Raw genomic sequence first — 19,867 nt, 5'->3', positions numbered from 1 at the left:
CCTGCGATAGCGGTGGGTCAGTTAACCCAAGAGTGACTGATACACCGCTATCGCAGGCAAGCCAGCTCCCACATTGGTTAGGTGTGCTGCCTCAGCGTTCAGCAGTCGCCCAGGTCAGTTGGCCTTCTGCATCCACATCGACCAGATGCTCGAGTTGCAACGTCGCCGCATCATCGGCATCGGACGCTGTCTTGAACGTCTGCCCATCAAGGATCTTGTGAAACCTGGGTGCGCCCATGCCATCCAGTGCCTTGACGGCGACGGCGGCGCTGTAGCCACCTTCGCCCGGTACTACGGCGGAAACGGCTTCGTGGTGGGCAAATTGTTTACGTGCCATGTTGCAAGTCCTGGCCAATGGAAAGTCGGCCATTCTAACCGTTAACCGGCCAGTTGCAGGTACTCGCCGTAGGCCTGTGCCGCCGATGCGTCGGTGAAGGTCTGGAAGTCCATGCTGCGCACGACCATGTCGTTCAGAAGCTCAGTGAAGATCATCAGGGCCGGAGAGTTGAAGTAGGCGCTCATGGCCTGCTCGCTGCTCCAGAACCCGGATACCAGCCATACATCGGGGTCGACCTGGGAGTGCTGCAACGAGAATTGCAGGCAACCCTGGGCCTGGCGACCCGGTTCGATCAAACTGCTCAAGCGTGCACCGAGTTCGGTGCTGCACCCGCTACGGGCGCGGATAAAGGCCATATGGCTCGCGGGAATGGGGGTGGACATGTTCGACTCTCCCGTTGAGAAGTGATGCTCGGCAAGCACAATGAGGGCGTGTTGCCACAGGATCAAAGATAACGGCGCGGCGGTAAGCGCGGTTAGTCAATTCCTGCAGGCTTATTGCACAATCCTGCGAGAAGCGTAGGGAGGACGTTCGGTCTCAGAATTTATTCCAGGCCCAGGCCCCATGTTTCAGGCAGATGACAGGCTGCGTACTTGCCTGATTCACGCGATCTCGCAGGATCAGGCAAGGATGCTGCAGAATCGACGTAACACTTTTTGAAAAGCCGCCGCTAAGCTGAGCCCATCAAAGCCGCGTGTAGAGGACGCCCCATGCCGTCGCCCGAATCCAAGCCCGTTCCCCTCGATGCCGAGATGGAGAAACAACGCGCCGAGCTGGCCAGTATCGTGCACCGCCATACCTGGGAGGACGGCTCCTACGGCACGGCGATCACCTCGCTGTACCTGAACCGCCACAACGCGCCCCGGGATTTCATGCCGGTGCTGGTGGAACCCGCGCTGTGCATCCTAGCCAGTGGCAGTAAGGAAGTGCGCCTGGCCGACGAGATCTTTGCCTACGACCCGCTCAACTACCTGGTGTTCTCGGTGGCGATGCCGGTGGCCGGCCGCATTATTGACGCCACCGCCGAGGACCCGAACCTCTCGGTGCGTATCAATATCGACCCGGCGCAGCTCACCGCGCTGATCGCAGAGGCCGGGCCGATGGGCGTGCCCTCGCGCCCGACCTCACGAGGCATGTACGTCGACCGCATCGATCACGCACTGCTCGACGCGGTGCTGCGCCTGACCCGCTTGCTGGACACGCCTAAAGACATCGCGATGCTCGCGCCCTTGATCAACCGTGAAATTCTCTACCGCTTGCTGCGTGGCCCGCAGGGTTATCGCCTGTATGAAATCGCTGTGGCTAACAGCCAGAGCCATCGGGTGAGCCAGGCGATCACCTGGCTGAACGGCAACTATGAACAGCCGCTGCGTATCGACGACCTAGCCAAGGAAGTGAACCTGAGCGTCTCGACCTTGCACCATCGCTTCAAAGCGATCACGGCCATGAGCCCGCTGCAATACCAGAAGCAACTGCGCTTGCAGGAAGCCCGGCGGCTGATGATTGCCGAAGGGCTGGAGGCCTCGGCGGCGGGCTATCGGGTGGGGTATGAAAGCCCGTCCCAGTTCAGCCGGGAGTACAGCCGGTTGTTCGGTGCGCCGCCGCTGCGCGACCTGGCCCGGTTGCGCCAGAGCATCTGATGTACGCAGAGCAACATGTGGGAGCTGGCTTGCCTGCAATGGCGGTGTGTCAGTCACTAATGAGTCAACTGAACCACCGCTATCGCAGGCAAGCCAGCTCCCACATTTGATCTCAGGTGTTTGTTAGTCCAAGGTTCTTGGTAGTTGCAGGGTGACGCGCAGGCCGCCTTCGCGCAGGTTCTGCAAACTCACTTCGCCACCATGGCTATGGGCAATATTGCGCGCAATGCCCAACCCCAGTCCGTAACCCTGCTGCTGGCCGGCCAGTCGAAAGTGCGGTTCAAATACCTGTTCCAGCCGCTGCTGCGGCACACCAGGCCCCTCGTCATCCACATGCAGAATGAACTGCGCGCCATCGTCCTCGATATGCAAATGCGCGTTCTGCCCGTACTTCAGCGCGTTGTCGATCAGGTTGCCGATGCAACGCTTGAGCGCCAGCGGCTTGCCTGGGTAGGCTGACAGCGCCGCGCCATCGAGGGTCACTCGGCCATTGCCATGGGGTGCCAGGTATGGCTCCACCAGGCATTCGAGGACGTGGTTGAGGTCCACCGGCTGGATGTTTTCGTGAATATCGGTGTCTTTCACGCATTGCAACGCACCCTTGACCAGCAATTCCAATTCATCCAGGTCACGGCCGAATTTGTTTTGCAGGTTCTCGTCCTCCAGCAATTCCACGCGCAGGCGCAGGCGGGTGATGGGTGTGCGCAGGTCATGGGAAATCGCGCTGAACAACTGGCTGCGCTCGGTCAGGTAACGGCTGATGCGTTCACGCATGGCATTGAACGCACGGCCCACTTCCACCACTTCACTGCCGCCGCCTTCAGCCACCGGCTCCACATCGGCGCCCAGGGACATGTCCCGCGCCGCTCGCGCCAGGCGCTTGAGCGGTCGGCTTTGCCAGTGCACCAGCAGGCCGATGAACAGCAGCAGAAAACCGCTGGTGAGCACGATGAACCACACCTGCTGGGACGGCAGGCCTTGCTCTTCCAGGCTGGTGTAGGGCTCGGGCAATAGCGAGGCGATGTACAGCCATTCACCGGGTGCCAGTTGGATCTGGGTGACCAGCACCGGCGGGTTCACCGGCTCCAGGGTCAACGCGTAATGGGCCCAGGAGCGTGGCAGTTCGTCGAGCTTCAGGCCGGCATTGAAGATGCGCAGGTCTTCGGCGCTGACGAACTCCACCGAGATATGCACGTCGGCACCCAGGGTCTGGCGCAGCACTTCATCCACTGCCACCAGCACCGCCTGCTTGCGTGGGGTTTCGGGCAATAGCTGCATGTCCAGCGGGCGATCATTGAGGGTCACCACAAAACGCGTGCCGCCCATGCTGCGCAATTGGTCCAGCACCAACGGGCGATAGGCCACCGGCAGCGACCGGAAGTAACTCACGCTGGCAGTCATTGAATGCGCTAGGCTGCGGGCGCTGGTGACCAAGCCCTCAAGCTGGGTGGCGCGCAATTGCGACACCCAGATCACGCTGGACAGCGCCTGGGCGAACAGCACCGCCAGCAAGGTCAACAGTAACATGCGCCCCAGCAGCGAGCGGGGTACCGGGAAGCGGCGGCGACGTTCGTTCAGCGCTTCAGTGGGCATTGCCGGCAACCACGCTGGCTGCCAGTTGATAGCCGCTGCCGCGCACGGTGCGGATCAGCCGCGGAGGTTTCTCGGTGTCGCGCAGGCGCTGGCGCAAGCGGCTGACGGCCATGTCGACGATACGGTCCAAGGGCATGAGGTCGCGGCCACGGGTGGCGTTGCCGATGGTGTCGCGGTCGAGGATCTGTTGCGGGTGGTCGAGAAACAACTTGAGCAAGGCGAAGTCGGCACCGGAGAGGATCACCTCTTCACCATCCACATGAAACAAGCGGTGGCTGATCATATCCAGGCGCCATTCATCGAACACCCACACATCACCGCCGCTGCTGCGCTCCTGGCCGAATTGGCAGCGGCGCAGCAGTGCCTTGATACGCGCCTGCAACTCGCGGGGGCTGAATGGTTTGCCGATATAGTCATCGGCGCCCAGCTCCAGGCCGATCACGCGGTCGGCTTCGTCGGAACTGGCGGTGAGCATGATGATCGGCACCTGCGCCTGGCGCGGGTGCTGGCGAATCCAGCGGCACAGGCTGAAGCCGTCTTCGTCTGGCAACATGACATCGAGGATGACCAGGTCGCACGGCGCCTCGTTCATTGCCTGGCGGAACCCCGCACCGTCGGACACGCCACGGACCTGGAAGCCGGCGCGACTGAGGTAGGTTTGCAGCAATTCGCGGATTTCCTGGTCGTCGTCGACGAGGAGAATGGATTTACTGATTACGCTCACGGGGGCCTCCTTGTTGTTATGGCCTGGCTTAAATCATCGGGTGCGCTTTAGGCCGTCATCGCAGGCAAGCCAGCTCCCACACTTGGAATGCATTCCAGACTGTGGGAGCTGGCTTGCCTGCGACGGCGCCATTATGACCTATGCAAAAGCTTGCTCAAGCGCCACACCCGCCCCAGTCAGCCCGGAATACGGCGCCGTCACCAACCACACTGGAATACCTTTGAAGTAGTCGCTCATGCAGCCTTTATCCGCGAAGCTTTTAGCGAAACCACTGGCGATAAAGAAGTCGGCAAACCTCGGTATCACCCCACCCACGATGTACACGCCACCGCGTCCACCGGTGGTCAAGACGTTATTGCCCGCCACCCGGCCCAGCCAGATGCTGAACTGGTCCAATACTTCCATCGCCACCGGATCGCCGGCCAGGCCCGCCGCCGTGATGGCTTCGGGGGTGTCGAGCACCGGCTCATGCCCATCCACCGCACAAATCGCCCGGTACAGCCGCGGCAGGCCGCCGCCGCTTAACGCGGTTTCGGCGCTGACATGCCCGATCTCGCTGTAGATGTGTTGCCACAGCTGGGTTTCCCGTGGGCTGCTCAGGGGCAGGTCGACATGCCCACCCTCCCCCGGCAATGCTGCCCAACGGCCTGCGCCGAGGTCCAGCAAGGTGCCGACACCAAGACCCGTACCTGGGCCGATCACCACGGCCGGGCGCAAGGGCTCCGGCGTGCCTTCGCAGACCACGCGGAATTCGTCGGGCTTGAGCCGGGTCATGCCCAGGGCCATGGCCGAGAAGTCGTTGACCAGCAACAGTTCATCCACCTGCAGGGCCTGGCAAAACGCGGTTTTGCTCAGGCGCCAGTGGTTGTTGGTGAACTTGAATTCATCGCCACTCACCGGCCCGGCCACCGACAGGCACACCGCACCGATGTCGCCGATTTCCAGGCCTTCCTCTTTGAGATAGACCTTGATCGCCTCTTCAGGGCTGCCGTGATCCGCCGTGGCATGCACGCGGATCGAATGCAGTTCCTGATCCCGCCATAACGCAAAACGGGCGTTAGTCCCCCCGATGTCACCGACCAGCGCAAGCTTCACTTAAGCGTCTCCAAGGCAGAGGTAAAGGCGCTGGCGCCCTGCTCTGCGGAGCTTGCGGCCAAGCGCATGAATGCAAACAGCTCGCGACCGGCTCCCACGTTATTGCCCAACAGGCCCGTGGCAGGCGTGCGCGCTGCAAATACTTTGGCGTCCACCTTAAGCTCCAGGGTGCCGGTAACGCCATCCACACGGATAATATCGCCATCCTGGACCCGCGCCAGCGGCCCGCCGCTCTGGGCTTCGGGGTTGACGTGGATCGCGGCAGGGATCTTACCCGACGCGCCGGACATGCGCCCATCTGTTACCAGCGCCACTTTGAAACCACGGTCCTGCAACACGCCCAGGAACGGGGTCATCTTGTGCAGTTCCGGCATGCCGTTGGAGCGCGGCCCCTGGAAGCGCATCACCGCAACGAAGTCTTTTTCCAACAAGCCGGCCTTGAAGGCATCGGCCAGGTCCTGCTGGTCCTGGAACACCACCGCCGGCGCTTCGACAACCTGATGCTCCGGGGCCACCGCCGACACCTTCATCACGCCACGGCCAAGGTTGCCTTCCATCACGCGCAAGCCGCCTTCCGGCGAGAACGCACGGGCCACCGGGCGCAGGATGGTTTCGTCGAGGCTTTCGATCGGGCCGTCGCGCCAGACCAGTTCGCCATCCACCAGGAAAGGTTCCTGGATATAGCGGCTCAGGCCCTTGCCGGCCACGGTGTTGACGTCTTCGTGGAGCAGGCCGGCTTCCAGCAGTTCGCGGATCAGGAACGACATACCGCCCGCCGCCTGGAAGTGGTTGATGTCAGCCTTGCCATTTGGATACACGTGGGACAGGGTCGGCACCACCTCGGAGAGGTCGGCCATGTCCTGCCAGGTCAGGATGATGCCTGCCGACATGGCAATGGCCGGCATGTGCAGGGTGTGGTTGGTGGAGCCGCCAGTGGCGTTGAGCGCAACGATGGAGTTGACGATGGACTTCTCGTCGACAATCTCGCCAATCGGCGTGAAGTTGCCATTGGCCTTGGTCAAACGCGTAACCTGGTGCGCAGCTTCACGGGTCAACGCATCCCGCAGGGGCGTGTACGGGTTGACGAACGAAGCGCCAGGCAAGTGCAGGCCCATGACTTCCATCAGCAACTGGTTGGTGTTGGCGGTGCCGTAGAAAGTGCAGGTGCCGGGGCTGTGGTAGGACTTCATCTCCGATTCCAGCAGTTCTTCGCGGCTGGCCTTGCCTTCGGCATAGCGCTGGCGCACATCGGCCTTCTGCTTGTTGGAGATACCCGAGGGCATCGGCCCGCCTGGCACGAAAATCATCGGCAGGTGGCCGTAGCGCAGCGCGCCCATCATCAGGCCAGGAACAATCTTGTCGCAGATGCCCAGCATCAGCGCGGCGTCGAACATGTTGTGGGACAGCGCTACCGCCGTGGACATGGCAATGACTTCACGGCTGAGCAGGCTCAGTTCCATGCCCGGCTCGCCCTGGGTCACGCCGTCGCACATGGCGGGGGTGCCGCCGGCGAACTGGCCGACCGAGCCGACTTCGCGCAGCGCCTTTTTGATTTGTTCGGGGAAATGCTCGTAGGGCTGATGCGCCGAGAGCATGTCGTTATAAGAAGAAACAATTGCAACGTTGGCGGCATTCATCATGCGCAGGCTGTTTTTGTCTTCGGTGCCGCAACCGGCCACGCCGTGGGCGAAGTTGGCGCATTGCAGCTTGCCGCGCATCGGACCGTCGCTGGCTGCGCCGCGAATGAGCGCAAGGTAAGCCTCGCGGGTGGCGCGGCTGCGGGCGATAAGCCGTTCGGTGACCTCAAGAACGCGGGGATGCATGTATAGAACTCCAGGCTAACGGATGTGGCGACCTGAGAGTCTATGCTGATCAAACGCCCACGGCTCATGGGATGGCAGGGGGTCGTTTGGATCATCGGACCAGTTGATTCAGGTCACTCGTTGTAGATTGAACAAAATATTGCCACTAAAAAGGCTTGTTTTCTATTTTTATGCGAATAATCTTGTAATTCTTACAACAAATCGACGACAGGCACTTTCCGATGACTCTTCGAATCGCAATCAATGGTTTTGGCCGTATCGGCCGTAATGTCCTGCGCGCACTGTATACCCAAGGCTATCGCCAGGATCTGCAGATCGTCGCCATCAACGATTTGGGCGACAGTTCGATCAATGCCCACCTGCTCAAGTACGACACCGTACACGGCACTTTCGACGCAGAGGTTGCCCACGATCAGGAAAGCCTGACCGTCAATGGTGACCGGATTGCCGTGAGTGCCATTCGCAACCCCGCCGACCTGCCGTGGGCTGCGCACAAGATTGACGTGGTGTTCGAATGCACCGGCCTGTTCACCGACCGTGACAAGGCTGCCGCGCATATTAGCGCTGGCGCGCGCAAGGTGATCATCTCCGCCCCGGCCAAAGGCGCGGACGCGACTGTGGTCTACGGGGTAAACCATGACATTTTGCGTCAATCCCACCAGATCATTTCCAACGCATCGTGCACCACCAACTGCCTGGCGCCCGTCGCCCAGGTGCTGCATCGCGAGCTGGGCATCGAAAGCGGGCTGATGACCACTATTCACGCCTACACCAACGACCAGAACCTCACCGACGTGTACCACACCGACCCGTACCGCGCGCGTTCGGCCACCCAGAACATGATCCCGAGCAAGACCGGCGCCGCTGAAGCGGTGGGCCTGGTGCTGCCGGAACTGGCAGGCAAGCTGACCGGCATGGCGGTGCGTGTACCGGTGATCAACGTGTCGCTGGTGGACCTCACCGTGCAGTTGAAGAAAGAAGCCACGGCCGATGAAGTCAACGCCCTGCTCAAACACGCCAGCCAGCATTCGAAGATCCTCGGCTACAACACCCTGCCGCTGGTTTCCAGCGACTTCAACCATAACCCGCTGTCGTCGATCTTCGACGCTAATCACACCAAGGTCAGCGGCAAATTGCTCAAAGTGCTCGCGTGGTATGACAACGAGTGGGGCTTCTCCAACCGTATGCTGGATAACTGCCTGGCGTTGTGTAACGCCGAATAAGCCCCGGGCTGGATTGTGTGAACTGGCTTGTGTGGGAGCCGGGCTTGCCCGCGATGCAGGCGACTCGGTCGTTCAGTCAAACCGAGGTGATGCTATCGCAGGCAAGCCAGCTCCCACATAAGCCTGGCTCCCACACAATCTCCAAGGCATCTCAAAGTGCCACTTGCCATTTCAGTTGATGATAAGCATTATCATTCACTGCAAATCGGTCTGGTATCACTGTGAGCCAATCTCGCTTCAACCACGTCTTCCTCACCCAACGGGTGATCCTGCTACGAACTCTGCAACGCATGGTGCATAACCACAGCACTGCCGAGGACCTGTTGCAGGAAACCTACCTGCGCGTGACTCGGGCCCTGAGCGAGCGGCCAATCGACCACCTTGAACCCTTTGTCTACCAGACAGCCCGCAACCTGGCCCTGGATCACTTGCGTTCGCGCAGGATTCAGGCGCGTACCCTGCAGGAGGATGTCCCGCTGGATGTCCTGCAAAGCGTCGCCGCGCCGGCCAGCACGCCGGAGGAAGCTACCCAGGCAGAGCAGTTGCTGGAGCACTTGAGTGTCAGCCTCGGCCAGTTGAGCGCCCGCCAGCAACGGATTTTCATCCTCAGCCGCCTGCACGGTTGCAGCTACCAAGAGATTGCCGATCAATTGGGCGTGTCCTTGAGCACGGTGCAAAAGGAACTCAAATTGATCATGGCTATCTGTGTGGGTGTGGCCGAACGGCTGGATCAGCCTTAAGCTTCACCCGACAGAGGTGTCGATCCAAGCTGTAGGAAAAATGAATAAAACGTGGCGAAGACCCGAGGAACACCGTGACGGACCCGAATAAACTGCGCCCCCATGCGTTGGCTCATGAGGTGTTGCAAGACGCGGCCATGGACCAAGCCCTCGATTGGCTGATCGCCTTGCAGTGCCCGCAACCTGGGCAGCAGGCCGCGTTCGACGCCTGGCTGGCCCAGGACCCGGCGCATGTCCACGCCTTCAGCAAGGCCCAGGCCGCCTGGGGGGACGCGCCGGTACACAGCGCCGCCGTGGCCCTCGCCGCACCGCGCAAGCCCAGCGGCTGGCGCCGGATCAGACCGCACTGGAAACCCCTGGCCACCGCCGCCGTGTTACTGGTCGGCCTGTTCAGTTTCAGCAACCTGCCGGTGCGTTTGCAGGCCGACCATCTGACGGTGGTGGGCGAGCGCCAGCGCCTGCAACTGGACGATGGCTCCAAGGTGCTGCTGAACACCAATTCGGCGTTTTCCAGCACCATCAAGGACCATCAGCGCATTGCCCGCCTCTACCAGGGCGAAGCGTACTTTGAAATAGCGCCCACCCGTGGCCTGCCGCTGGAGATCGACGCGGGCCCGGTGCGCGCCAGCGTGCGCGACACCGCCTTTGCCGTGCGCTACCTCAATGGCGAAGCCCAGGTTCAAGTGCAGCGCGGCGATGTCGACCTGAGCAACACGTTCGACGATGCCCGCGTGCGCCTGAGCGCCGGTGAAAGCATCCGCATCGGCCCCAAGGGTTTCGGCCAACCGGCCAAGCTCGACCCCAGCAAGGATCTGGCCTGGGTGCAGGGCCGGCTGGTATTCGAAAACTGCCCGCTGAGCGAAGTGCTGGCTGAGCTGCGCCGCTATTACCCCGGCTGGATCGTCAACAACAACGAGCAGTTGGCCAGCGTCGCTGTCACCGGCAACTACCGCCTCGACCAGCCCCTGGACGTGGTGCGCTCTCTGGCTCACATCACCTCGGCCAAGCTGTCGGAGTACCCGGCGCTGGTGATCCTGAACTAAATGAGAATTATTTTTACTCGATATTAACCGGCGATACGTCTCGTTATAGCCAATGCAACTGATTCCTATTTGGTTCGGTTCGCAACTATAAGATTCGTATCCCGGAGCGCTCTCGATGTCCTCTCGTTTCAACCGCCGGTCTGCTTCGCCCGTTTTGTCCTTGCTGACCGCCGCGATCCTGCTGGCTGGTACGCCCGTCATGAGCGCCACCGCCGCGGAACCTGCCGCTCGCAGCCACGCCAATTACACGTTCAGCATCGAACAGCAGCCACTGGTGTCGGCACTCAACGCCTTCACCGCAGTGACCGGCTGGCAAGTCGGCCTGCCGGCCGAACTGGGCCAGGGCGTGTCGTCCCCTGGCGTGCGCGGCCCGCTGCCAGCGGAAAAAGCCCTGGAGCGGCTGTTGGTGGGGACCAACCTGAGCTATCGCAAACTGGGCACCAACAACATCGTGCTGGAAAAACGTAGCGCCGGCAGCGCCCTCGCCCTGCAACAGGTGACCATCAGCGCCACCCGCAATGAACAGGATGTGAACAGTGTACCGAGCACCGTCAGCGTGCACGACCGCGCAGAACTGGACCGCCAGCACGTCAACAACATCCGTGAACTGGTGCGCTACGAACCCGGCGTCTCCGTAGGCGGCGCCGGTACGCGCTCGGGTAACGCGGGCTACAACATTCGCGGTATCGACGGCGACCGCGTCCTCACCCAGGTGGATGGCGTCGAAGTGCCGGACAATTTCTTCAACGGCCCTTACGCCAAGACCCGCCGCAATTACGTCGACCCGGAAATCGTCAAGCGCGTGGAGATCCTGCGCGGCCCGGCCTCGGCCCTGTACGGCAGCAGCGCCATCGGCGGCGCGGTGAGTTATTTCACCCTCGACCCGGATGACATCATCAAACCAGGCCAAGACGTCGGCGCCCGCCTGAAGACCGGCTACAGCTCCGCCGACGAGAGCTGGCTGACCTCCGGCACCTTCGCCGGGCGTGTGCAAGACTTCGACGGTTTGCTGCACCTGAGCCAGCGCAATGGCCATGAAACCGAGTCCTACGATGGCAACAACGCCACCGGCCTGGCCCGTACCGGCGCCAACCCGGAAGATGCGCGCACCACCAACGTGCTGGCCAAGCTGGGCTGGAACTATGGCGATGACAACCGCCTGGGCCTGACCTATGAGAAGTTCAAGGATGACCGCGACGTCAATCTGAAAAACGCAGTGGGCGGTCCGTTCATCGGTGGTCGGGGCATGAACCTGTACCGCGACCGTCGCGGTAACGACACCATTACCCGCGAGCGCTTCGGCCTGGAAAACACCTTCGCCCTGGAGTCGCCGATTGCCGACCGCATCAAGACCAGCCTCAACTACCAGATCGCCAAGACCGACCAGACCACCGCCGAAATCTACCAGGCCGGCCGTCGCGTCTTGCGTACCCGCGACACCCTTTACGAAGAAAAACAGTGGGTCTTCGACGCGCAACTGGACAAAGCATTCAGCCTCGGCGAAACCGACCACCAGGTGACCTACGGCACCACCCTCAAGCAGCAGAAAGTCACCGGCTCACGCGAAGGCTCGGCCTCGTGCCTGGCCATTGGCGCCGGCTGCACCGCCATCGGCGCGCCCAGCCCATCAGCCAGCGACAGCGTGAAGAAGGCCAGCGACTTCCCCGACCCGACCATCAACACCTACTCGCTGTTCGCCCAGGACCAGATCACCTGGGACAAATGGACCTTCCTGCCCGCCGTGCGTTATGACTACACCCGACTCAAGCCCAAGCTGACCCAGGAATTCCTCAACACCGTCAACCCGACCGGCGCCTATACCGTCGATGGCAAAGACAAGACCTGGAACCGCGTCACACCCAAGTTCGGCCTCACCTATGCCCTGACCGACAACTACACCTGGTTCGGCCAATACGCCGAGGGGTTCCGCACGCCGTCTGCCAAAGCACTGTACGGTCGCTTCGAAAACCTCAACCTGGGCTACACCGTCGAACCCAACCCCGACCTCAAGCCGGAAACCAGCAAAGGCATCGAAACCGGGATTCGCGGCAAATTCGACGAAGGCTCTTTCGATATTGCGGTGTACTACAACAAGTACCGCGACTTTATCGACGAAGACAACGCCGTGGTCGGCGGCACCGTGGAGCAGTTCCAGGCGGTCAACATCAAGCGCGCCACCATCAAGGGCGTGGAAGCCAAGGGCCGCCTGAACCTGGATACCCTCGGCGCGCCGAAGGGTCTGTATACCCAAGGCTCGGTTGCCTACACCTACGGTCGCAACGACGACAATGGCGAGCCGTTGAACAGCGTCAACCCGCTCAAGGGCGTGTTTGGCCTGGGCTACGATCAGGACAACTACGGTGGCCTGGTGAGCTGGACCGTGGTGAAAAAACAGAACCGCGTCGACAGCACCACCTTCCACGCGCCCGACGGCGGCACCGACGGCCCGTTCAAGACCCCGGGCTTCGGCATCCTCGACCTGACCGCTTACTACAAGGTGAGCAAAGACGTGACCGTCAACGGTGGCCTCTACAACCTCACCGACAAGAAGTACTGGAACTGGGATGACGTGCGCAGCTACGACAGCGTCGGCGAAGCCGGTGTGACCGGCCCGGCCAACCTCGACCGCCTGACCCAGCCCGGTCGCAACTTTGCGATCAACGTGATCTGGGACATCTGACCCATCCGCCTCACCTCGCCGCCCTTGCAGCCGCGGCGAGGTGAGGATTTTTTACTGTGCCGCGTCTTCTTGTTCGTCTAGTTGATAACAGCTCTCTTCAGGGCGCCCAGGCGCTTCTCTTCTCAAGGACTTTTTTCATGACCGCTTCTTCCACCGCAGAACGCCCAAGCCTGCGCTCCCAACGCCTGAACCAGATCACCAACGCGCCGCACACCAAGCTCGACGCCTTGGTGAAAGCTCACGCGCCGTTCGAAACCCAAGCCAACTTCGCCCGTTTCGTGGTGGCCCAGTACCTGTTCCAATCGGAACTGGTGGCCTTGTACAACGATGCCGAGTTGAACCAGATCATCCCTGACCTGGCCGCCCGCTGCCGCGCCGAAGCGGCCAAGCTCGACCTGGCAGACCTGGACACCGAAATCCCGGCCCCGGTTGCCGGTGCGGTGAACAACCCCAGCAAAGCCGAAGCTTTGGGCTGGCTGTTCGTCTCCGAAGGCTCCAAGCTGGGCGCTGCGTTCCTGATCAAGCGCGCCGTGGGCCTGGGCCTGAGCGAAACCTTCGGTGCCCGCCACCTGGGCGAGCCGGCCGGTGGCCGCGCCGAAGGCTGGAAAAGCTTCACCCGCACCCTCGACGGCCTGGCATTCAGTGCCGAAGAAGAAGCTGCCGTGGAAAAAGGCGCGATTGATGCGTTTGTGCGCTTCACCGTGTTGCTGGAACAGGCGTACGCTAGCGCCCCAGAACTGGCGTAAGTGTTCTGGTAATCAGCGGTTCAATGTGGGAGCTGGCTTGCCTGCGATGGCGGTGGGTCAGCTCCGGATATTTAACCTGATACACCGCCATCGCAGGCAAGCCAGCTCCCACACTTGGGTGCATTTCATGGCTGATAATGTGTAAACCTTCCCACCAGAAAACTGCAGCATGACCGGCAAACCCCAATCCTCCTCCAAAATCGCCCAAGTCCTCTTTGGCCTGCTGGCCTACGTGAGCCTGGGGATCGGCTTGGTGGCGATTGTCATACCGGGGTTGCCCACCACCGAATTCATCTTGCTCGCTGCCTGGGCCGCCACCAAAAGCTCGCCGCGCCTCAGCGCCTGGCTGGAAAACCATCGCCTGTTCGGGCCGATTCTGTCCAACTGGCGCAATGGCAAGATCATCGCCCGCCGCGCCAAGGTCAGCGCCACGGTGAGCATGTTGCTGTGCGCCGTGCTGATGCTGGTGATGCTCGATCACGGCTGGCCGGTGTACCTGGCGATTGCCGGGATGAGCCTGGGCAACCTGTGGATCTGGTCCCGCCCCGAGCAGCTCGCACGCCCCGTATAACGGCCGGTGTAGGCATTTTCCTACCGCTCATCGCCTATTTCTCATGAATTGATTTGTGACGCCGATGTTTCAGGTACGGCGCCGAATGGACTTGGCTCTTCTGCGTGCATTCCAACAAGTCCATTCGTGAGTGAACCTATGTTCGACACCCTCTCCATCCGCTTGAAAATCGTGTTGCTGTCCGGCCTGTGCCTGCTGGGTGTGATTGCACTGGTGGTCGGCATCAATATCTACAACACCAACCAGAACGATCGGTTGGTCAGTGATTCAAGCTCACGAATGCTCACCGCCAGCGTTGAGCAGTTGCTGCAATCCAAAGCGGCCGAACAGGCCGGCCACTTGCAGCAGACCTTCGGCGAAAACCTGCTGGTGGTCACCGCCCTGGCCGACCAGATCAAAGACCTGCGTCAGTTGGGCACCCAACGCGCCCTTGAAGCCGGGGCCCTGCGTGAAGAGCTCAACCGCAGCGTCAAAACCGCGTTCGAGCGCAACACCAAAGTGCTGGGCATCTGGTTGTCGTTCGAACCCAACGGGCTGGATGGCAAGGACAGCGAATTCATCGACGACAAGGCCCGCGTCTCCAATGAAAAAGGCCGGTTTTCCAGCTACTGGAGTCGTGCTGGCGGCGAAGGCCAGAACACCATCATGGTCGAAGATGACCTGACCAAGACCACCCTCAACCTCAGCGGCACGCCCTACAACATCTGGTACACCTGCCCACGGGACACGCGCAGTACGTGCCTGCTGGACCCGTACGAAGACACGGTGGCCGGCAAACCGGTACTGATGACCACCATTTCCCTGCCGCTGATCGTCGACGGCAAAGTCATCGGTGTCGTCGGCGTGGACATCGCCCTCACCGCCCTGCAAGCGACCACCGATGCTGCGCAGAAAGACCTGTTCAACGGTGCCGCCCACCTGGAGATTCTGTCCAGCACCGGCCTAATCGCCGCCTACAGTGGTGAACCGGCCAAAGTCGGCAAGAACCTGATCGACAGCATCGGCGCCGAAGGCAAGGAGATCGTGCAACTGTTGGCCAATGACCGTCCGGTGATCCGTGAGCAGGACGACACCATTCGTGCCGTGTACCCGCTCAAGCCGATTGCCGGTGCCAAATCCTGGGGCGTGGTGATCAAGCTGCCCAAAGCGGTGATGCTGGCCGACAACGAAAAACTGCAAGCCGTACTCGACGAGGCCCAGGCAACAGGCACGCTAAAAGCCCTGCTGGTGGCCGCCGCCGCTGGCCTGCTGGGCTTGCTGTTGATCTGGCTGACCGCTACTGGCGTGACCCGCCCTATCAATAGCGTGGCCGCCATGCTCAAGGACATCGCCAGCGGTGACGGCGACCTCACCCAACGCCTGGCCTACGCCAAGAAAGACGAACTGGGCGAGCTGGTGAACTGGTTCAACCGCTTCCTCGACAAACTGCAGCCGACCATTGCGCAGATCAAGCAAAGCATTACCGAAGCCCGCGGGACGGCCGATCAGTCGTCCGCCATTGCGCGCCAGACCAGCGAAGGCATGCAGGTGCAGTTCCGTGAAATCGACCAGGTCGCCACCGCGTCGAACGAAATGAGCGCCACCGCCCACGACGTGGCCAACAGCGCCTCCAATGCCGCCAGCGCGGCACGCGGTGCCGACCAGTCGGCTCGCGAAGGCATGTCGATCATCGAGCAGAGCACCCGCGATATCACCACCCTGGCCGACGAAGTCAGCAAAGCCGTGGGCGAAGTCGAAGCCCTGGCGGTCAACAGCGAGCAAATCGGTTCAGTGCTGGAGGTGATCCGCAGCATTGCCGAACAGACCAACCTGCTGGCGTTGAATGCGGCGATTGAAGCGGCACGCGCCGGGGAAAGCGGACGTGGCTTTGCGGTGGTGGCCGACGAAGTGCGCAACCTGGCCAAACGCACCCAGGACTCGGTGGAAGAAATCCGCCTGGTGATCGAGCGTATCCAGAGCGGTACTCGTGGCGTAGTGGCGACCATGCACTCCAGCCAGCACCAGGCGCAGAGCAATGCCGGGCAGATCCATCAAGCCGTGCAAGCCCTGGGCAAGATCAGCGACGCGGTCACCGTGATCAGCGACATGAACCTGCAAATCGCCAGCGCGGCCGAACAGCAGAGCGCGGTGGCCGAAGAGGTCAACCGCAACGTCTCGGCGATTCGCACCGTGACCGAAACCCTCACGGGCCAGGCCACCGAGTCGGCGGCGATCAGCAGCCAGCTCAATGCGCTGGCCAGCCAGCAGATGAAGTTGATGGATCAGTTCAGGGTCTGACTCGGTTCTGAAAACACTAAACATCTGGGTGGGAGCCGGGCTCGCCCGCGATGCAGACAACTCGGTGTATCTGTGAAACCGAGTCGATGCCATCGCAGGCAAGCCAGCTCTCACATAGAGCAGAACAGCGGTGAATTACCGGCCGGGCCAGGCCTGGACGAACGGCGCCAGGTCTTCCTTCGGCGCCGTACGCGGTGGGTTCTGCGGTGTGCCCAGGTAGAGAAAGCCAATCACTTCTTCATTCGCCGCCAACCCCAGGCCTTTGGCGACATGGGCCGAGTAGGACAATTCGCCAGTACGCCACACCGCGCCAATACCCTGGGCATACGCCGCCAGCAGAATGCCGTGGGCCGCACAGGCGGCGGCCAGCAATTGCTCGGACTTGGGCACTTTGAAATGCTCTTGCAAGCGTGCAATCACCACCACCACCAGCGGCGCACGCAGCGGGCCGTTCTGGGCTTTATCGATGGCGGCTTGCGGTGCGTCGGCGTCTTGCAGGCGGGCGGCTTCAGCCAACAGCGTGCCCATCTGTTCACGGGCTGCGCCTTCGACGGTGAGGAAACGCCACGGGCGCAGTTGACCGTGATCGGGCGCGCGCATGGCGGCGGCGAACAGCAGGTCGCGCTGCTCCTGGGTCGGTGCCGGGTCGAGCAAACGGGGCACGGAAACACGGTTGAGCAAAGCGTCGAGAGCCTGCATTGGCCACCTCCATAAAAAAATGTGCAGCCATTCTAGCGGGAAAGAATCGGGATGCCACCAAACGATAATTGCTCTTATTCAATCTGCCCTGCCCTGTTAGACTTTGCGCCTTAATTTTCTGCCCTCGTCCAGGAATCTCGATGTTCCGTGCGCTTTTGTACCTGCCTGCAGCGTTGATGGCTTTAAGCCTGACTGCTTGCGATGACGCCCCTCGCTTCACGAAAGCAGAGCCGGGTGAATCGCGGGCCGGTGGCGCGGCGACGGTAAACAAGCGCGACCAGAACGCCTTTTCCCTGCCCTCGGCCAACCTCGCGCCCACGCGGCGCCTGGACTTCAGCGTCGGCAACAGTTTCTTTCGCAACCCGTGGGTGATTGCGCCGTCCACCACCACGGCGCGCGATGGCCTGGGCCCACTGTTCAATACCAACGCCTGTCAGAACTGCCATATCAAGGATGGCCGTGGCCACCCGCCGCTGCCCGACGCGCCCAATGCCGTGTCGATGCTGGTGCGCCTGTCCATCCATCCCTCTATTACAGAGCAGCCAGCCTACGCCAAGCTCATCGAACAGATCGGCGTGGTACCCGAGCCGGTCTACGGCGGGCAACTCCAGGACATGGCGGTGCCCGGCGTTGCGCCGGAAGGCAAGGTGCGGGTCGACTACACACCGGTCAACGTCAGGTTCAAGGACGGCACGCTCGTTGAATTACGCAAGCCCGACCTGCAGATCACCCAACTCGGCTACGGCCCGATGCACCCTGACACACGCTTCTCGGCGCGTATCGCCCCGCCGATGATCGGCCTGGGCCTGCTCGAAGCGATCAGCGACGCCGATATCCTGCGCAACACCGACCCCAAGACCGCCGACAAAGAGGCTATTGTCGGCCGCGCCAATTGGGTCTGGGATGACGCTCAGGCCAAAACTGTCCTCGGGCGTTTTGGCTGGAAAGCCGGGCAGCCCAACCTCAATCAACAAAACGTTCACGCGTTTTCTGGTGATATGGGCCTCACCACGTCCCTGAGACCCTTCGATGACTGCACCGACGCCCAAGTGGCCTGCAAACAGGCGCCCAACGGCAATGGCCCGCAGGGTGAACCGGAAGTCAGCGATAACATCCTGCGCCTGGTGCTGTTCTACACCCGCAACCTCGCGGTGCCCGCACGTCGGGACGTTGATACGCCGCAAGTGCTGGCCGGCAAGAACCTGTTCTACCAGGCCGGTTGCCAAGGCTGTCACAAGCCCAGCTTCACCACCGCCGCCAATGCAGCCGAACCTGAACTGGCCAACCAGGTGATTCGCCCCTACAGCGACCTGCTGCTGCACGATATGGGCGAAGGCCTGGCCGACAACCGTAGCGAATTCAAAGCCACTGGCCGCGACTGGCGCACCCCGCCGCTGTGGGGCATTGGCCTGACGCAAACCGTGAGTGGTCACACCCAGTTCCTGCATGACGGCCGCGCCCGCAACCTGCTTGAAGCCGTGCTGTGGCATGGCGGTGAAGCCCAAGCGGCGCAGCAACATGTGTTGTCGTTCAATGCCGAGCAGCGTGCCGCGTTGCTGGCGTTCCTGAATTCTTTATAAGCTTTGCCCCACTTACAGAAGGGAGCTCGACATGTTTCGTCCCAAGTTGTTATTCACCAGCCTCGCCGCCCTGGCCTTGGGCGCCTGCTCGCCCCAAGACCCGCAAGCAGTGACCTCGGCAGCCATCGCCAAGCAAGTGATCCTGCCGACCTACAGCCGTTGGGTTGAGGCCGACCGTCAGTTGGCCGTCAGCGCCCTGGCCTACTGCCAAGGCAAGGAAAGCCTGGACACCGCCCGCGCTGACTTCCTGCACGCACAAAAAGCCTGGGCCGAGCTGCAACCGCTGTTGATCGGCCCGCTGGCCGAAGGCAACCGGGCGTGGCAGGTGCAGTTCTGGCCAGACAAGAAGAACCTGGTCGGCCGCCAGGTCGAGCAACTGGTCAGTGCCCAGCCGCAGATCGACGCCGCGGCCCTGGCGAAATCCAGCGTGGTAGTGCAGGGCCTGTCGGCCTACGAATACATCCTCTACGACGCCAAGCCCGACGTCGCCGACGAAGCCCAGAAAGCCCGCTATTGCCCGTTACTGATGGCCATCGGCGAGCGCCAGAAAGTCCTGGCCGAAGAGATCCTGGCCAGCTGGAACAGCACCGACGGCATGCTCGCGCAAATGACCAAGTTTCCGAACCAGCGCTACGCTGATTCCCACGAAGCCATCGCCGATCTGCTGCGCGTGCAAGTGACCGCCCTGGACACCCTGAAGAAAAAACTCGGCACCCCAATGGGCCGCCAGACCAAGGGCATCCCGCAACCGTTCCAAGCCGATGCCTGGCGCAGCCAGTCGTCCCTGCAGAGCCTGGAAGCCAGCCTCGCCGCAGCGCAGACCGTGTGGGTGGGCGTCGATAACAAAGGCCTGCGTGGCCTGCTGCCGGCGGACCAGAAGCCCCTGGCCGAGAAAATCGACGCCGCCTACGCAGCGTCGCTGAAACTGTTCGCCAGCAACCAGCGCACCCTCAACGAACTGTTGAACGACGACGCCGGGCGCCAGCAACTCAACGACATCTACGACAGCCTCAACGTAGTCCATCGCCTGCATGAAGGTGAACTGGCCAAGGCGCTGGGCGTACAACTGGGCTTTAACGCCAACGACGGTGACTGA

Annotated in this window: 17 protein-coding genes and 1 pseudogene; 11 read left to right on the top strand and 7 right to left on the bottom strand. The window is 61.7% G+C overall.

The window, feature by feature from the left end:
* Nucleotides 1-91: 91 nt before the first annotated feature.
* Nucleotides 92-337 carry a hypothetical protein gene (locus tag AC4PS6_RS28685; RefSeq protein WP_019817340.1) on the bottom strand — a complete coding sequence of 82 codons (246 nt, stop codon included), beginning with the start codon at nt 335-337 and terminating at the stop codon, nt 92-94.
* A 41-nt stretch (nt 338-378) separates the two neighbouring features.
* A complete protein-coding gene (locus AC4PS6_RS28680) occupies nt 379-720 on the bottom strand; it encodes an antibiotic biosynthesis monooxygenase family protein (protein WP_003193915.1) in 342 nt (113 codons plus the stop codon).
* A 327-nt stretch (nt 721-1,047) separates the two neighbouring features.
* Here AC4PS6_RS28680 and AC4PS6_RS28675 point away from each other — a divergent pair, with 327 nt between their 5' ends.
* Entirely contained in the window at nt 1,048-1,977 is a 930-nt protein-coding gene (locus AC4PS6_RS28675) for an AraC family transcriptional regulator (protein WP_003193916.1), read from the top strand.
* A 123-nt stretch (nt 1,978-2,100) separates the two neighbouring features.
* On the opposite strand, the gene AC4PS6_RS28670 is transcribed toward AC4PS6_RS28675, so the two are convergent.
* The 4 genes from AC4PS6_RS28670 to edd all read right to left on the bottom strand — a co-directional run bounded on the left by AC4PS6_RS28670 (nt 2,101) and on the right by edd (nt 7,212).
* Nucleotides 2,101-3,570: an ATP-binding protein gene (locus AC4PS6_RS28670; RefSeq protein ID WP_014719750.1), complete on the bottom strand. Its 1,470-nt coding sequence runs from the start codon at nt 3,568-3,570 to the stop codon at nt 2,101-2,103.
* Nucleotides 3,560-4,294: a response regulator gene (locus AC4PS6_RS28665; RefSeq protein ID WP_003193918.1), complete on the bottom strand. Its 735-nt coding sequence runs from the start codon at nt 4,292-4,294 to the stop codon at nt 3,560-3,562. Before AC4PS6_RS28665 ends, AC4PS6_RS28670 begins: the two co-directional genes overlap by 11 nt.
* Nucleotides 4,295-4,432: 138 nt before the next feature.
* Complete coding sequence (locus AC4PS6_RS28660; protein WP_014719751.1) at nt 4,433-5,389, bottom strand: glucokinase; 957 nt, start codon at nt 5,387-5,389, stop codon at nt 4,433-4,435.
* Nucleotides 5,386-7,212, bottom strand: a complete 1,827-nt coding sequence (edd, locus tag AC4PS6_RS28655) for a phosphogluconate dehydratase (RefSeq protein ID WP_336827416.1) — start codon at nt 7,210-7,212, stop codon at nt 5,386-5,388. The genes AC4PS6_RS28660 and edd overlap by 4 nt, the downstream gene beginning before the upstream one ends.
* Before the next feature lie 221 nt (nt 7,213-7,433).
* On the opposite strand from edd, the gene gap reads away from it, so the two are divergent.
* The 8 genes and pseudogenes from gap (at nt 7,434) to AC4PS6_RS28615 (ending at nt 16,492) form a co-directional block, all read left to right on the top strand.
* The gene (gene gap, locus AC4PS6_RS28650) at nt 7,434-8,435 is read left to right on the top strand and encodes a type I glyceraldehyde-3-phosphate dehydrogenase (protein WP_003193921.1); all 1,002 of its coding nucleotides are present in this window, start codon (nt 7,434-7,436) and stop codon (nt 8,433-8,435) included.
* A gap of 221 nt (nt 8,436-8,656) precedes the next feature.
* Nucleotides 8,657-9,175: an RNA polymerase sigma factor gene (locus AC4PS6_RS28645; protein ID WP_003193922.1), complete on the top strand. Its 519-nt coding sequence runs from the start codon at nt 8,657-8,659 to the stop codon at nt 9,173-9,175.
* Nucleotides 9,176-9,249: 74 nt separating this feature from the next.
* Nucleotides 9,250-10,218: a FecR family protein gene (locus AC4PS6_RS28640; RefSeq protein ID WP_019817338.1), complete on the top strand. Its 969-nt coding sequence runs from the start codon at nt 9,250-9,252 to the stop codon at nt 10,216-10,218.
* A 115-nt stretch (nt 10,219-10,333) separates the two neighbouring features.
* A complete protein-coding gene (locus AC4PS6_RS28635; RefSeq protein ID WP_336827415.1) occupies nt 10,334-12,898 on the top strand; it encodes a TonB-dependent receptor in 2,565 nt (854 codons plus the stop codon).
* 137 nt (nt 12,899-13,035) lie between these two features.
* Entirely contained in the window at nt 13,036-13,644 is a 609-nt protein-coding gene (locus tag AC4PS6_RS28630) for a biliverdin-producing heme oxygenase (RefSeq protein ID WP_014719756.1), read from the top strand.
* A gap of 169 nt (nt 13,645-13,813) precedes the next feature.
* Nucleotides 13,814-14,215 (top strand): YbaN family protein, encoded by a 402-nt coding sequence (locus AC4PS6_RS28625; RefSeq protein ID WP_014719757.1) that lies wholly within the window; start codon nt 13,814-13,816, stop codon nt 14,213-14,215.
* Between the two features lie 138 nt (nt 14,216-14,353).
* Nucleotides 14,354-15,634 (top strand): annotated as a pseudogene (locus tag AC4PS6_RS28620) (methyl-accepting chemotaxis protein); the annotation flags it as partial.
* Nucleotides 15,635-15,736: 102 nt separating this feature from the next.
* Nucleotides 15,737-16,492, top strand: coding sequence for a methyl-accepting chemotaxis protein (locus AC4PS6_RS28615; protein WP_370706227.1), 756 nt, complete (start codon nt 15,737-15,739; stop codon nt 16,490-16,492).
* Between the two features lie 135 nt (nt 16,493-16,627).
* On the opposite strand, the gene AC4PS6_RS28610 is transcribed toward AC4PS6_RS28615, so the two are convergent.
* On the bottom strand, nt 16,628-17,191 hold the full coding sequence (locus tag AC4PS6_RS28610) for an NAD(P)H nitroreductase (protein ID WP_020301346.1): 564 nt from the start codon (nt 17,189-17,191) through the stop codon (nt 16,628-16,630).
* A 140-nt stretch (nt 17,192-17,331) separates the two neighbouring features.
* On the opposite strand from AC4PS6_RS28610, the gene AC4PS6_RS28605 reads away from it, so the two are divergent.
* Together AC4PS6_RS28605 and AC4PS6_RS28600 are read left to right on the top strand one after the other, a co-directional pair.
* Nucleotides 17,332-18,771 carry a di-heme oxidoreductase family protein gene (locus AC4PS6_RS28605; protein WP_020301347.1) on the top strand — a complete coding sequence of 480 codons (1,440 nt, stop codon included), beginning with the start codon at nt 17,332-17,334 and terminating at the stop codon, nt 18,769-18,771.
* Between the two features lie 31 nt (nt 18,772-18,802).
* Complete coding sequence (locus AC4PS6_RS28600; protein WP_020301348.1) at nt 18,803-19,867, top strand: imelysin family protein; 1,065 nt, start codon at nt 18,803-18,805, stop codon at nt 19,865-19,867.

The organism is Pseudomonas sp. DW-iso17 (assembly GCF_058725345.1).
The sequence above is the reverse complement of the archived record's forward strand: the minus strand, read 5'-3'. Positions and strand labels throughout refer to the sequence as shown.